Raw genomic sequence first — 14960 nt, forward strand, 5'->3', positions numbered from 1 at the left:
GGACAGGCACCGCGACCCAAAATGGGTCGCAGGTACCTGTCCAAGAGTATGTGTGCAGCATCTATTTATGCTTCTTGCATTTGGATAAAAAAACTCCAATATTTAGATAGTATGAATAGGATCATTTATCTCCCAGTTACTCAATGGCGATGGGCGTTCGTATTCCTTGAAACGGGACTCTTCCTAGGAAACCCTTCCCCATAACTCAATATTACTTTTTTTTGGTAAATGACCACTTTGCTTAGATAGAGTGGCAGCTGTTATTTCGCCATCTCAGACGTGATAATTCGTTCAGGATTTGTATAGATATTTAAAGTTTTGTTACGAATAAAACCGACTGTGGTAATACCAAGTTCTTCTGCTAAGCGCAATGCCAGTTCAGTTGGTGCAGATTTTGAAAGGACAATCCCACATTTAATTTTTGCTGCCTTTAATAATATTTCTGATGAAATTCGGCCGCTGAATGCAATGACTTTATCCTCTATTGATATAGAATGTTTAAGACAATAGCCATAAATTTTATCCAATGCATTATGTCTGCCAATGTCAGACCTGGCGACAACTATGTCATTTTCATCACATAGGGCTGCATTATGAACACCGCCCGTATTTTGAAAAACCGTTGATGATTTTTGCAATTTCTCCATGAGGCGAAAGCAATCCTGAATGGAAAGCACTTTATTTTTTGTTTCAATCGGCTTTACCGTTCTTGCATCATTATAAAAGTAAAAACTCTGACGGCTCTTGCCACAGCACGATGTCACATACCGCTTGGAGTGGAACATTTCATTCAATTTATTTACACGATTTGTCGTAACAATAGCCTTGCCTATTGTTTCAATCACTTGAATCTCCTTTATATCCTCATAGCGGCTAATAATCCCCTCTGATGCCAAAAATCCGACTACAAGTTCCTCCATATCTTCTGGACTGCATACTAAGGTCGCAAATTCTTGACCATTTAACATAATTGTAACCGGAAATTCTGTTACGATTACATCCTCAACAAGGTGAACTTCTCCATTTTCAAAACGCAACACTTGGTTGGTTACGAGCATTTGCCGATCCATAGTCCCTGCCCCCCCTTGTCTCATTTGGCTTTTAGATCAACTGATTGATCGAATACAAAAACAGTCATCGCAATATCTTCATCAATATTAATATCTGAAAAAAGCCGCAGCACCTTTGCTCCAACTAATGCTTCGAACTTATCAATTACCTCTGGCTTCTTATAGATTTCCTTTACCATTTTAGTCCGTGCCTCATGTACCATTTGCTTACCCTGTTCAGAGCTAATCATAAACTTTTCAACATTAGTGAGGTTCCCTTTCATCTCACTAATTGCCCAGTTTCCAACAAAGCGGGTACTGATTTCCTTCGGTCCATTTCCAACAAATTCCTTTCTGATTTCCCGAACAAGCATACTAAATTGATGTTCCAAATTTTTCCCCATTGTTTGCATCCCCTTGTCTGCGTCTCCGAATAGTTTCTAACCATACATGGAAATCCATTCGTTCAGTCATAAACAAATGGATTTCCTTCCTTCTTATTCCTTTAATCCTTCACCGACACCTTTTAGGAGATTTAAACCGAATCCAATGGCACGATTCAGGTCCGGATCCTTTAATGCCTTCATTAATCCTAGTATGCCAACTTTTGAATTAGATTTAAGTCCTTGTTCTGCTTTTTCCAATCCTTTTTTCACACTTCCCATTAACTTCTTTGTCATCTCAGGATCAAGCTCCGTTAATGCTCCGCCAGCAGCCATTGCATTATTAATAATGTTCGTAACTGGCTCGCGTGTCATTTGTCCAACAGCAATTTTTGCCACTTCCTCTTTTGCTTTAACAAGACTGTTAATGGCCTCTAAAATACCGCTGTTGTGAAGTTCCTGTAATAGGTGGAGAGTATCTAGCAGGGAATCTTTATTTTCTGCAACCTCAGAGAGAAGACTCTCCAAGGATTGCGACTGTTTTTCCTCTTCACTAAGCTCGACTTTTTTTATCATTTGAATCGGTTTTGCCATTACGCATTCCTCCTGTCATACAAACCAGGTGTTATATGTTCGTTAATACTTGCGATAGGAACATAGTCACCGCGTTCCCATTTTCGGTAAATTTCAAGACCCATTTGCGGTGTGCGTGTTGCGTTCCGTGGGTTGAATTTCGGAAGTGGATTTTCCCCCTCTGCTTCAAGAACTTCCATTCGAACCTTCGTTTGTTTATATGCAGGTGTGTGTGTCACGACATCCACTGCGCCCCCTGTCAGTAGATTCACTGCGCTCTCATGGCTTGATGAGTGCATGGGTACATAGACCGTTTTGCCTTCCATACGGTCTGTAACTAGTACAGGAACCCGAATGGCACCATATGGAGAGACCAGACGGACAAGCGCCCCATCCTTCACACCGCGTTCTTTCGCTAACTCAGGTGAAACTTCGACAAATACCTTTGGAAACTTGTATTGAAGCCCTTCTGATTTATGTGTCAGGTTTCCTTCATGAAAATGTTCAAGCAAACGACCGTTATCTAGTGACAGATCGAACTCTTTCGGGAATTCAACTGGCGGCACATAGTCAAACAAGCCGAAACGGGCCTTCTTGTCAGGGAAGTTAAAGCCGTTAAGGTATAACACTGGAGTATCTGTTCCGTCAGGTGAACCCCAAGTAAAGCTGTTCCAGCCTTCAAGTACATCGTAGTTACAATGAGAAAAGAATGGCGTTAAACTAGCCATTTCCGCAAAGATTTCACTTGGATGCTCATAGCCCCAGTTAAAGCCCATGCGATTTGCGACCGCTTGAAGAATCCACCAGTCTGGCTTGCTGTCACCTGTAAGCTCTAATGCCTGGTATAAACGCTGTACACGGCGTTCCGTATTGGTAAATGTCCCTTCTTTTTCAAGGGAAGGTGCTCCAGGTAAAATCACATCCGCAAATTTAGCCGTTGTTGTTAAGAAGATTTCTTGAACCACAAGGAAATCGAGTTTAGAAAGCATGTCTTGTGTATGGTTGGAATCGGCATCAACCCATGCCATATCCTCACCGACAATATACATAGCTTTCATTTGACCTTTTTCAATGGCTTCAAGCATTTCAATATTATCAAGGCCCTGTTTTGCAGGAAGTGTCACACCATATGCCTTCTCAAACTTTGCACGAATTTCGTCGTTCACTACTGACTGATATCCAGGGAAGATATTTGGCATCGTCCCCATGTCTGCTGCACCTTGTACGTTGTTATGACCACGAAGCGGGAACGCACCTGCATTCTTTCGCATCATATTTCCTGTTGCAAGAAGAAGGTTTGCAATGGCAACAGATGTATAAGAACCGGCAATGTTTTGGGTAACACCCATACCCCAGCAAATCGCAGTGCCGTCAGCAGCACGAATCATTTCAGCCATTTGGATCAAGTTCTCTTTTGAAATACCAGTAATCTTCTCCGCTTCCTCTAACGTATAGGGAGAGATCATGTTTATAAATTCATCATATTGATTCACATGTTGTTGAATGAACGTTTCATCATGCCATCCTTGATCAATCATGTACTTCGTAATGGCGGATAGCCATACATAGTCAGTCCCTTGCTTTGGACGAACAAACAAATCAGCACGGTCTGCCATTTCATGTCTGCGTACGTCCACTGTAATTAATTTTTGGCCATGAAGCTTATGCGCACGCTTTATGCGTGTAGCCAGTACAGGGTGGCCCTCCGCCGGAGCACATCCAACAAGGATCACAAGTCCAGCACCGGCAATGTCTTTAATCGATCCAGAGTCGCCCCCGATTCCGCCTGTTTGCTGCAAGCCCCATGAAGCTGGTGATTGGCAATAACGGGAACAGTTGTCCACGTTGTTTGTGCCAAATACTTGACGGGTTAGCTTTTGAACTAAGTAGTTTTCTTCATTTGTCACTTTAGAAGAGGAGATAAATCCTAGTGCATCGCTTCCGTAAGTATCTTTAATACCGCCTAATTTTTCTGCAACAAGATCTAATGCCTCTTCCCAGCTTGCTTCAACAAACATATCACCTTTACGAATTAATGGTGAAGTAATCCGCTCTGGTGAGTTAACGAAATCCCAGCCGAATTTTCCTTTGACACATGTAGAGACACTGTTAACCGGTGCGTTTTCAGATGGTTCAATTTTTAAGATTTCGTGATCTTTTGTCCAAACCTCAAATGAACAGCCTACACCGCAGAAGGTACAAACGGTTTTTGTCTTTTTTGTACGCGTATCACGCATCGCAGCCTCTACTTCAGAAACCGCAAAGATTGTTTTGTAATCAGGCTCTACCGCTTTTACAAGATCAATCATTGGTGTAAGTAAGTCATCATTCATCGATGTCATAAAGCCTGCATTTCCGAGCATAGATTTTTCCATTAGTGCATTACAAGGACAAACGGTGACACATTGTCCACAAGAAACACACGAAGATTCGTTAATACTTTTTCCGCCATCCCATAAAACACGGGGCTGGCCGCTTTCCCAGTTAATAGATAATGTTTCATTCACCTGCAGGTCTTGACAGGTTTCAACACAGCGTCCGCACAAAATGCATTGGTCCGGGTCGTAGCGATAAAATGGATGTGACATATCCACTTCATAACCCTTAGAGCGATGCGGGCGTGATTGATGTTCGACTCCCATCATTTCGGCTGTATTATGGACACGGCAATTTCCGTTGTTATTATCACAGACCGTACAATATAATAAATGATTTTCTAAGATTCGGTCCATCGCTTCTTCTTGCGCATTCTTTGCAATCTCAGAGGAAGTAAGAATATTCATTCCTTCCTCTATCACAGTAGAACAGGCCCGCATAATACTGCCATTTACTTCACACATACATGTATCACAGCTTTGAACCGGACCTAGTACTTCTGAATAACAAATATGCGGATGCTGTATCTCCTGAGAAATAAGGTAATCTAAAATTCTTGTTCCCTGCTCAACCTCATGAGCGATTCCATTTATTAAAACATTCACTTTTTCCGACAAAATAATTCCCTCCTATAAGCAAAAAAACCCCATAAAACAGCCTCTATACCTTCATTGGTAGAGCCGTTTTGTGGGGGGAGAATATCTAAGCATGTTCTATACTAGCGATCGTACCCGCCATATCATGTGTAAGGAACAGGATATCAAAGCAATACCTATTACTCGACCTCAATGTTCCTTCACTATTTATTAACATCATTAACACTATTAATATAGTATTTTTATTTTTTGCGAACTTAATAAAACCGATCATGATAACGAAGTTTTATCATGAACAGCTTCTCTATACAATATATTATTCTATTAAAATAAATTACACTGCACTCTTCATTCTTTCCTCTACTTGAGATTGAATGCTTCGTAGTGACTCTTTATAAACCATCCAGTACATCAAACCGACGAATACTCCTCCGCCGATCGCATTGCCAATAAACACTGGGACTAAGTTAGAAAAGTAATCTGTCCAGCTCAAGCTGCCTGCAAAAATGGCAGCAGGGATAACAAACATATTTGCAACCACGTGCTGGAATCCGATAGCAACGAATCCCATGATTGGGAACCAGATCGCTAGTATTTTTCCACCAATATCTTCTGCACCATATGCCATCCATATAGCTAAACATACTAGCCAGTTACATCCGATTGCAGACACGAAAGCTTTAATAAATGTATCATCGATTTTTGCCTGAGCAATCGCGATTGTTTTCGTTAAAAAGGGCCCTGTTTCCGTTAGACCAACAACATGACCAAAGAAATAGGCGACAAATATGGCCCCAGCAAAATTACTTACTAGAATAAGTAACCAATTTCTCCCTAGCTGACCTAATGTAGCACGCTTTGCTAATATCGCCATCGGCAATGCTAACATATTCCCCGTTAGCAGTTCTCCCCCGGCAATAACAATCAGCATAAGTCCGATTGGAAAAACAGCCCCTCCAAGCAGCGAGCTGAAAGAACCCCATTCCTCTGGCAGGTTTCCGATTACACGAATATCTAATAGAAACCCTAGTGCGATAAATGCTCCACCTAAAAATCCTAATATCAATGTGTTACGAACCGGCATTTTTGCTTTTTTTGCACCAGCATCTACCACTTGCTGGACAATATGATTTGGACTATTAAATGCCATATTCCATCTCCCTTTATGCGCTTTTATTTCCTCTTTATCTTTTTCCGACAGAAGACTCCCACTTCAATTTTGTGCAGGGCATAGCCCAAAAATAAGTGGGAGATGAATGCCGGTTGGCGATAGGTAAAACACTTGTTCGCATGGTATAATATTCCTGTGAGTTGTTCTTTGAAAACTGGATATATAGGGTTAGTGCGAGAAAGGCTTCGCACTGTAAAATATCCAAGCACCATTCGCCTCCACGCACACCGAAGTTGCGAAAACCAAGCTAAAGTAGGGTGCGTGGCGAGTTCAACGTACAAGTTTGAAACACTTGCAGGAGGCTCACGCCACTTGTACTGCTAACCGTCGGTGCGACGGGGATAGCCTGCTAAATAACTAAGGGATACCTCGGTGTTCCCAGGAATCTCCATCTTCAAATTTTCGTTAGAAAATTAAGGTGGAGTAGTTCAATCAAATAAACATCATCCCTTTAAAAGATAGATCGATAAAAATAATGGGTCGATTACTCTTTTATAAAAAATAATATCTATCTGGTTCATGCAACAGTCATTTATTTCTGGCTATTAAAGCAAAAAACCCACCATAAAGCGGTTTCTATGCAAAATGATTCGCATAAACCGTTTTATGGTGGGTTAATATCTAAGCATTATGTAATACCAGAAATCCATCCCGCCACTATAGAACTAGAAAACCAGGATAAAGATGCAACTCTTTGTTACATTTCATCAATGAATTTCTACTTCCTAATAACATTATAATATATTATCACATTTCCATATAATTTGTGAATAAATTGTGACGCTTTTTAAATTTTAAATTTTGTCTGATAAAATAGTCAGAGAGTCAGAGGGACAGGCACCGCGACCCAAAATTATTTTCAAACAAGAACAGTCCATCTCGATCTATTGTTTCAAAAAAACCCCGAACCCTTTACTGTATTTGATACAAAAGGGCATCAAAAAACCTCCAGTGTTGCAGGATTGAAATAACTATATCTAAATTTAGCTCTGTTTAGTTAATAATTTCCACTTTGGGTCAACGGACCTGTCCCTTCGTCCCATTCCTTAATTCTGTAATCATTTGTCATGGTCGACTGCTTGTGGAGGTTCCTCCATCCAGCCGTGTTTAATCATAATATTAGCTCCATCCTCGACATATAGCGCGACTTCTGGAATCAATGACATATATTTAAGTCCTAAATCTCTCCTTAGACTTGCTGCTATCGCCGTTCCATAATATCCAATTCCTGCTGCAACCATGGTTGTAGTATGAAACATCATTAGCTTATCTGAAAAAACACTTGCGGTTGTATCTAAAACAGCCGAACCTAAACTTATAGGGGCAGGCAGATCCTCCTTGGTTAAAAAATTGCTAAAACTATCTACATATTTTTGGGCAAGTTCTTTTCCTCTTAAAAAATACTGTTTTACATCTTCGTTTTGAGCAGTCTGGGCAAATCCCGTTACTAATTCTTTACCGATAACATTTATTAGGGTATTTAAGTATAAATGAGTGATTTCATGTGAATTAATTGACCTCTTTTTCCCAAAAAAACCGGTTAAATAATATTGTTTTTCTACAAAATCCACCTTATCAGGAATAGGTATAGTAGGAGGTTTTACATATATCCCTTGTTTTAGCATTAAATCGCGTGTTCTGTCCTGCAATTCGACCCCTTTATTCAATATACGTTTATGAAAAGTAATAACATCTGGACGTGTCGAAACTGTTAGTGCCGCACTGCTGGCTGTCATTGCAAATACAGCCAGTTGACTTAAATGCTTTAAGATAAAAGTATCTGTAAAAAGTCTTGGAGCCTTTGTATTGACATCTTGTTCTGTAAATCCAATGGGTATCGGGAAATTCTCTTTTTGAAACAATTCCTGCATAATGGAAATATTCTCTTTTGCTGTATCAAGTGTCCATTCAATAATAGGACGTATTTCTTCATCCTCTACTTTTTCCAAGAAATAGCTGTTCATACAAACAACTATTGTATCGCCTATGTATTGAGTCCATAAACCAGCCATTTCCGCAGCAGTTAAATGAATATTGGTTTTATCTTCCATTAAGAAACCTCCTATTCAACTCGTCAAAGAATAATATCTCCAGAATAGGAAAAAATATGAATGAACGACCTATACAATACGTCGAATGAAAAAGGGTCTTAGCAAATTAACTAGCTAAGACCCTTTTTGTTTATCTTCAATCTTTGACTTATCTATTTTTTGGAAAAAGATCACTAAAATAGATTGATATTCAGTAAGGTTATTGATGTTTAAAAAGCAGTCGGGTGAGAAAATCGAGCTCCAATAGGTGGTATTGATGGCCGAAATAGCGGGTTCATAAAAAATTCGTGCTCCAATACGAGTTATTGAAGCCCGAAAAGGCGAGTCCAAGAGAAAAACGTGCATCAATAAGAGGTATTGGAGCCCGAAAATGCCAGCGCGAGAGAAAAACGCACTTCAATAAGGGTTATTGATATCCGAAAAAGCAAAATTAGTTTTATTAAAAAGATTGATCATTTTTACCTGTATTGCTCAATAATCACACTTTTTCTGTAATAAGCAATAGGCCTATTACGAATTTCCCCCAAAGCTAGGTAAACTTATTTGCTCTTATTTTCATTGTTTCAAAAAAATAACCGAACCCCTTACTGTATTTGATACAAAAGGACATCAAAAAAACCTCCAATGTTGCAGGAGGTTTGAAATAACTATATCTAAATTTATGCTCTATTTAGTTAATATTATCCACTTTGGGTCAACGGACCTGTCCCCTCGTCCCATTCACTGTAACAATTTCTAATAGAATGTTAATTTTAAGTTAAGTAATGTAAAGTTATCATTCTTTTTAAACATGGGGACGGTTGTCCCGCTTCATTTAATTGGAGCTTATTCCCAAGGTAAATAGCGGCAGGCACCATCCATTTTCTCAATGATCTTCTCATCAATTTCCAAAAAATTAATCTGTTCTTTTTTAAATTTCTTCTAAAAATGTATCAAAAATATATTTTTTGTTACTAAATACGGAATCCTTTCATACATTAGATACTGGTTAGTTTGTATTTATCTAACCATGGTTGTCGGGATGTGTTGAGCGTGGACGGGAAGGATTATCTTGTGAGCTATTCTAATTTCAAAGGAGGAAAGGGAGAGTGAAAAAGCTAAAAAAATCTCTTGTTCTTTTGTTGGTTGGTTTTGGTTTAATTTTCGGTCTTTCAACCCAAACAAGTGCAGATACTTGGAACTTTACTACTCATGATGGAAAATGGGACGGTGCAGCTAATCCAACTTATAGTAAGCCGAATGTACAAGTGGATGTTTATCCGTTACAGGGGGAGATTGGTAGACCTGGTTTTGAGTTAGAGGTTCGCTTATGTAATGCTAATACAGGTAATTGTACAGTCTTTAAAAATGTCCAATGGATTAAAAGTGGTTATGGAAGAGTACATTTTACAAATATGAAACCTGGAAAATATTTTGTAGATATTTGGGATAATGTGCCTGGTCCAGTGAGTGGCATTACCACCACGGTTGAATATTAAAATAACTTAAAAGTAACAAAGGCGATAAAGGAGAGAGGAAATGTTTACTAATTTGTCTCAAAAATGTAGTTGGAAGAAAATGATCGTATCTTTTGTTATGGTTTTCGTTGCACTCGTCGCTTTCGTGTTTAGTTTTGGTAAACCAAGTTACGCAGATACTTATTATCAGGAAACTTGGTTTGCTACGGAAGACGGTAGATGGGATAAGACGATTAAAACAACTAGTACGGATAACGATGTTCGTGTTAAATTCGGAAAATTATGGAAAGTTAATAAAAGTACGGGTTACACCATTTTTTATGCCAGTGACTATCTTCCACTAGAGGGAAGGCTTTGCAATGCGTATACAGGGGCTTGCACCCAATACAAATCCTTTAATGGTAATGACTTTGGAGCCATTTCATTCACAGATATGAAGCCCGGAACTTTCTATCTTGATGTCAGAGATTGGGAGTCAGGATACACCTATCAAGGGTATGTATCAGCCTCTGTAAAATAAAAACCTATGTAGCCTTTAAAAATTGATTAATCTTATGAAGTGATAAGTGAAGGTGGCTGCTCTTTTCGAAGGGTGGCTCTTTTATTTTGAGGAATGTAACAAAAATTCATATTTTTATATAATTTTTCCTGCAACTAAATTGAAAAAATAGTGGAAAAATCCTCGCTGTACAAACACTATCTTTTGCTGGGGAAACTTTTTCTTGTTTAAGTATGTTAATGGACGTAACGGTTAGAATCCACATAATAACCGATAAAAAATTAAAAAGATAGCCTACTTAACAAAGCAGGCTATCAGTGATGATCATAAGATCTTAGTACCAATTACCGTGAGATGCAGACCAATAAGCCGTATCCCCATATACAAATCCTGGATTATAATAGTCTTTTATATCTAGTCGATATGTTCCAGGTATCATGTTACTAAAAACAGCTCTAGCATTATAATTATTACCCTTTTGGGCAAATCCACTATAGCCTGTACAATTTCCCGTACTTGCACTACAAAGTCTAACGGCTAAATTATGATGACTTGCAAGACCTGCGCCACCTGATGATGAAGTTTTATAACGTAAGCTACTTACATCTACATCGACTACAACATATTTGTTCGTGCGAGTTGTCGTTACAGTCCCATCCCATTTTCCATCTGATGTGTGGAAATAACCCCAACCATTAGAACCGGATGCACTTGCTTCTTGAGTTGGTGCAGCCAATGTGAAACCAGTTGCTAACAGTGTGACAGCAGCTATCATCATTGCCCATTTAATAAGCTTTTTCAATACAAATCTCACCTTTCCCCCATTTAACGTGCACAAAGTCGATAAATGGTTTATTTTTCTTTAGACAAAAGTTCTAATTCATACAAACTGATTCGTATTTATTGTATTAACGATTTCCATTTTCATTAATAAAAAAATTGAATTTTCACACTTTTTAACGTAATTTTAATAATACAATATACTAAAAGGAGTTTTTGCCGTGTGAGATACAATACTGGAGAAGAAACGAAAGCAAATATTATTAATGCTGCTTTTAAGTTATTTGGAACAAAAGGATACGACGGTACAAGTATAGATGACATTTTAAAAGAAGTAGGAAAGACAAGAGGTGCGTTTTACAGTCATTTCAAAAGTAAGAAAGAATTGTTGTTGAAAGTAATGCATCTTCGAATGGAGATTCATATCGATGATTTAGAAATTATGTTTGAGCAGCGAGTCAACCAAGGTTCATTTGAAATTAAATCTTTTATTGAAGAATTTCTAAAAATAGCATTTGCTACAACTACCACTCGTCCTTATTGGACAGGCGTTTATTTAGAATTGATTAAACAAAGTAGTGAATATAAAGAGATACAGGAATGCATTAATTATGCATATGAAAGTTGGATTGCTCTCTTTATGAAAATATTTAACAAATCGAAAGAAATAGGTCAGCTTAGATCAGACGTAGATGAAAAAATATTAGCCACCTCATTAGTAGCACTATATGAAGGATACGAAATTCATAAGTATATCAATCCAAGTGTTAATTTGCATGATCAAATCATGATTCATGAATGGTTATTAACAAACTAGTTTTGCAAATTCTATAAATATGTAAGAATAGTAAAATTAATTATAAAACCATGAACTGTCCACTTGACCCACTCCCAGGAGGTTTTTAACCATATACTTAAAAATCTAAATTTAGTATTAAGATTTCTATTAGAAATTGTGCGCCTTAGCATCCCTTGGATATTGGGGGTTTCTTACCGGAAAAGGTATTGTGCAGTTAAGTTTTTTCTAGGTATTGGTGCACCTGTCTTACTTGCAGTGATATGGGGAGCATTTGGTTCACCAAAAGCGAAAATTAAGTTATCATGGCCCTTACATTTATTCCTAGAATTAATCGTATTTGGCATACCTGCCTTGCACTATATGCAGCAGGGAAACCTCAGCTAGCTTGGATTTATGGAATTTGTGTGGTAGTAAATCGAATATTTATGTTGCTATGGAAACAATAATGAACCTGGATTTGTTTGTTTTTATGGAAAACCATCATAATAATTAGATATAGAGGATAAATGGGTTTACCGTATGCATATGGTTCACCCATTTATCCTCTAATCCTTTTGGGTCAGACCTATCCCCTCGTCCCATTCCTTCGAAATCAATTTTTTCATAAATCGAATAAACGTAATAGCTTCAAACGTTTCTACTTTTGTTAGTACATATGTAAATGATCGTGGCGGCAAGATTTTATCTGGCTTTATTTGAATCATTTTATCTTCATTTATTTCATCTATAACCATTGAAAGTGGTAAATATGATGCCCCAAGCCCTTCTTCAATGAATCGCTTAGTTACTTCTACTTGGTTAACAGTCATCGTTTGCACCTTTGGATAATGCCTTTTCACATTATTTAATAGACTATCCCAATAGTCTGGGTGATTATGAGTAATCAGCCGATATGTTTGCAGAATCGTATTTTCGGATGGATCGCTATTCCCCTCATTTGGACCGACTAACACTACAGGTTCCTCATGCACAATCTCACTTTTGATATTGGGTTGAATAGGCAGAATTCTGGTCAATCCAATATCAGCCTTTGATAAGCTAATTACCTCACCAATCTCATAAGAGTTTACAATGTTGATGGTCACTTCGATATCTGGATATTGATCAATAAAACTTCTAAGTATTGATGGTAGAAAGGATGAAGCAATTTGTGGTGCAGCCGCAATAATTAGCTTTTGATTATATCCCTGTTTCCACGATTCAAACTCCTCCATCCCCTGTTCATATTTGGCTACGATTTCTTTAGCAACCGGAAGGAATTTAAAACCTGCGGGTGTAAGCGTCACAGCTTTTCCTATTCTATGAAATAATTCAATTCCAAGATGTTCCTCAAGCCTTTTGATATGCTTTGTGATAGCTGGTTGAGTTAAGAAAAGGTCTTCAGACGCCTTTCTGAAATTCTCATACTCAGCTGCAATCATAAATGTTTTAAGCCATCTTATATCCATGAATACTCTCCTAATTACAAATCGTTATTAATTTCTTCATTTTTTGTTATTTTTCATTATAACTCCTGTGAAATATAATGAAAAGTAACAACATTATGAAAATAGCTTTAGGAGGGAATGAGTATGAATAACCACAGGATTACTGATCAATGGGATGCCAATTTATATGACAACAAGCATGCATTTGTCTCGAAACTAGGATCTGATTTAATTGATCTGCTTGCACCGCAGAAAGGTGAAGACATTCTTGACCTAGGCTGTGGAACAGGTGATTTGGCAATGAAATTATTTGACTTTGGAGCTAACGTAACGGGTGTTGATCAATCAGAAAACATGATCCATACTGCCAAAAATAAATACCCCTTTATCCAATTTATCGTTCAAGATGCAGTAAACTTAAATTACCATCATGAATTTGATGCCGTTTTTTCAAATGCCACCCTTCACTGGGTAAAACCGCCAAAACAAGCTTTACAGGGTATATTTAACGGATTAAAGCATGGAGGCAGATTTGTTGCCGAGTTTGGCGCAAAAGGCAATGTCAAAACCATTACAGATGAAATCATCAAAGCGATTAAAAGATTCGGGTTTGAATATAAAATGGAGCACTTTCCATGGTATTACCCAAGCTCTGGGGAATACACAAGCTTAATGGAAGAGGTAGGATTTGAGGTTGTTTTCGCACAGCTTTTTGAAAGACCGACATCCCTAGAGGGTGAATATGGTTTAAAGAACTGGATCGAAATGTTTGGGAACAGCCTATTTGAAGGGATACCAGAAACCTCCAAAAGGGAAATTATTACAAATGTGGAACAAAGATTAATGCCTGATTTATATAATCAGGAGGCTCAATGTTGGGTCGCTGATTATAAAAGAATACGTGTTATTGGAATGAAAAAATAATGAAAAAAATAAAAAGGTACCACAGTCCATCTACAGTGTGCTATAATTAGTCTACCATTTTTACTATTACTGATTGTGTTTCATGATTGTTGCATAAGCCCTATTCATTAATTGAATAGGGCTTCTTTTCTGTTGTTAAAATCTCTTGTTCCGTTTATCATCTTGAATCGGCAATCCTACTTTCCATTCATCCAGATAGAACAATTTAAGCAAATAAAAAACAGACCCATAATTTATGGGTCTGACATCTGCCATTATTAAGCTTTTTGAACGTTTGTAGCTTGTGGTCCACGTTGACCTTGTTCAACTTCAAAAGTTACACTTTGACCTTCGTCTAAAGATTTGAAGCCTTCGCCTTGGATTGCTGAGAAATGTACGAATACGTCATCTCCTGCTTCACGCTCGATGAATCCAAAACCTTTTTCTGCATTAAACCACTTAACTTTACCATGTTCCATAATTGTAGCCTCCTCGTGTGGGTCTCCACACATTGTGTTACTATCCTTGCTCAAATACCTTAGACGAAAAACAAAATCTATCTGAAAAAGTGAACAAAAATAATTCTTCCTAAGAATAACAGACTCATCATGAAAAAGCAAATGGTATAATTCTAATTTCCGATGAAAATCATCCTATATAATCTGAATTTAAATTATTTGCCTGTACCACTGTTACTAAATCTAGGCTATCATCCCACAAAATGCTTCAATTATGGAAAGTTTGTTCAATATGAAATAGGCATCACTTTTTAACTACTCCACCTTAATTTTCTAACCGAAAATTTGAAGATAGAGATTCCTGCGAACAAATGTTTCGTCTATCACCAACCGACATTCATCTCCCACTTATTTTTGGGCTACGCCCTGCACAAAATT

At 37.9% G+C, this 14960-nt stretch carries 14 protein-coding genes; 5 read left to right on the forward strand and 9 right to left on the reverse strand.

Features of this window, described 5'->3' with window-relative positions; translation table 11 throughout:
- Positions 1 to 260 precede the first annotated feature (260 nt).
- The 6 genes from fdhD to R4Z09_RS19745 form a co-directional block, all read right to left on the reverse strand.
- On the reverse strand, positions 261 to 1070 hold the full coding sequence (gene fdhD, locus R4Z09_RS19720) for a formate dehydrogenase accessory sulfurtransferase FdhD (protein WP_338448442.1): 810 nt from the start codon (positions 1068 to 1070) through the stop codon (positions 261 to 263).
- A 20-nt stretch (positions 1071 to 1090) separates the two neighbouring features.
- Entirely contained in the window at positions 1091 to 1453 is a 363-nt protein-coding gene (locus R4Z09_RS19725; RefSeq protein WP_338448443.1) for a DUF2294 domain-containing protein, read from the reverse strand.
- A gap of 93 nt (positions 1454 to 1546) precedes the next feature.
- Positions 1547 to 2026, reverse strand: coding sequence for a DUF1641 domain-containing protein (locus tag R4Z09_RS19730; protein ID WP_338448444.1), 480 nt, complete (start codon positions 2024 to 2026; stop codon positions 1547 to 1549).
- Positions 2026 to 5001, reverse strand: coding sequence for a formate dehydrogenase subunit alpha (fdhF, locus tag R4Z09_RS19735; protein ID WP_338453313.1), 2976 nt, complete (start codon positions 4999 to 5001; stop codon positions 2026 to 2028). The genes R4Z09_RS19730 and fdhF overlap by 1 nt, the downstream gene beginning before the upstream one ends.
- A gap of 310 nt (positions 5002 to 5311) precedes the next feature.
- Positions 5312 to 6127, reverse strand: a complete 816-nt coding sequence (locus R4Z09_RS19740; protein WP_338448445.1) for a formate/nitrite transporter family protein — start codon at positions 6125 to 6127, stop codon at positions 5312 to 5314.
- A 1079-nt stretch (positions 6128 to 7206) separates the two neighbouring features.
- Entirely contained in the window at positions 7207 to 8199 is a 993-nt protein-coding gene (locus R4Z09_RS19745; RefSeq protein ID WP_338448446.1) for a DUF3231 family protein, read from the reverse strand.
- Between the two features lie 1088 nt (positions 8200 to 9287).
- Between R4Z09_RS19745 and R4Z09_RS19750 the strand changes: the two genes are divergently transcribed.
- Complete coding sequence (locus tag R4Z09_RS19750; RefSeq protein WP_338448447.1) at positions 9288 to 9677, forward strand: hypothetical protein; 390 nt, start codon at positions 9288 to 9290, stop codon at positions 9675 to 9677.
- A gap of 40 nt (positions 9678 to 9717) precedes the next feature.
- A complete protein-coding gene (locus tag R4Z09_RS19755) occupies positions 9718 to 10176 on the forward strand; it encodes a hypothetical protein (protein ID WP_338448448.1) in 459 nt (152 codons plus the stop codon).
- A 313-nt stretch (positions 10177 to 10489) separates the two neighbouring features.
- Here R4Z09_RS19755 and R4Z09_RS19760 read toward each other — a convergent pair whose 3' ends face one another.
- A complete protein-coding gene (locus tag R4Z09_RS19760) occupies positions 10490 to 10957 on the reverse strand; it encodes a hypothetical protein (protein ID WP_338448449.1) in 468 nt (155 codons plus the stop codon).
- Positions 10958 to 11158: 201 nt separating this feature from the next.
- On the opposite strand from R4Z09_RS19760, the gene R4Z09_RS19765 reads away from it, so the two are divergent.
- Positions 11159 to 11752, forward strand: coding sequence for a TetR/AcrR family transcriptional regulator (locus R4Z09_RS19765; protein ID WP_338448450.1), 594 nt, complete (start codon positions 11159 to 11161; stop codon positions 11750 to 11752).
- A 138-nt stretch (positions 11753 to 11890) separates the two neighbouring features.
- On the forward strand, positions 11891 to 12118 hold the full coding sequence (locus tag R4Z09_RS31135) for a YrdB family protein (RefSeq protein ID WP_422392202.1): 228 nt from the start codon (positions 11891 to 11893) through the stop codon (positions 12116 to 12118).
- A 161-nt stretch (positions 12119 to 12279) separates the two neighbouring features.
- Here R4Z09_RS31135 and R4Z09_RS19770 read toward each other — a convergent pair whose 3' ends face one another.
- On the reverse strand, positions 12280 to 13182 hold the full coding sequence (locus R4Z09_RS19770; RefSeq protein ID WP_338448451.1) for a LysR family transcriptional regulator: 903 nt from the start codon (positions 13180 to 13182) through the stop codon (positions 12280 to 12282).
- Between the two features lie 123 nt (positions 13183 to 13305).
- Here R4Z09_RS19770 and R4Z09_RS19775 point away from each other — a divergent pair, with 123 nt between their 5' ends.
- A complete protein-coding gene (locus R4Z09_RS19775; protein ID WP_338448452.1) occupies positions 13306 to 14085 on the forward strand; it encodes a class I SAM-dependent methyltransferase in 780 nt (259 codons plus the stop codon).
- Positions 14086 to 14342: 257 nt separating this feature from the next.
- Here R4Z09_RS19775 and R4Z09_RS19780 read toward each other — a convergent pair whose 3' ends face one another.
- A complete protein-coding gene (locus R4Z09_RS19780; RefSeq protein WP_338448453.1) occupies positions 14343 to 14543 on the reverse strand; it encodes a cold-shock protein in 201 nt (66 codons plus the stop codon).
- Positions 14544 to 14960: the final 417 nt, after the last annotated feature.

The organism is Niallia oryzisoli (assembly GCF_036670025.1).
Taxonomy (GTDB): domain Bacteria; phylum Bacillota; class Bacilli; order Bacillales; family Cytobacillaceae; genus Bacillus_BD; species Bacillus_BD oryzisoli.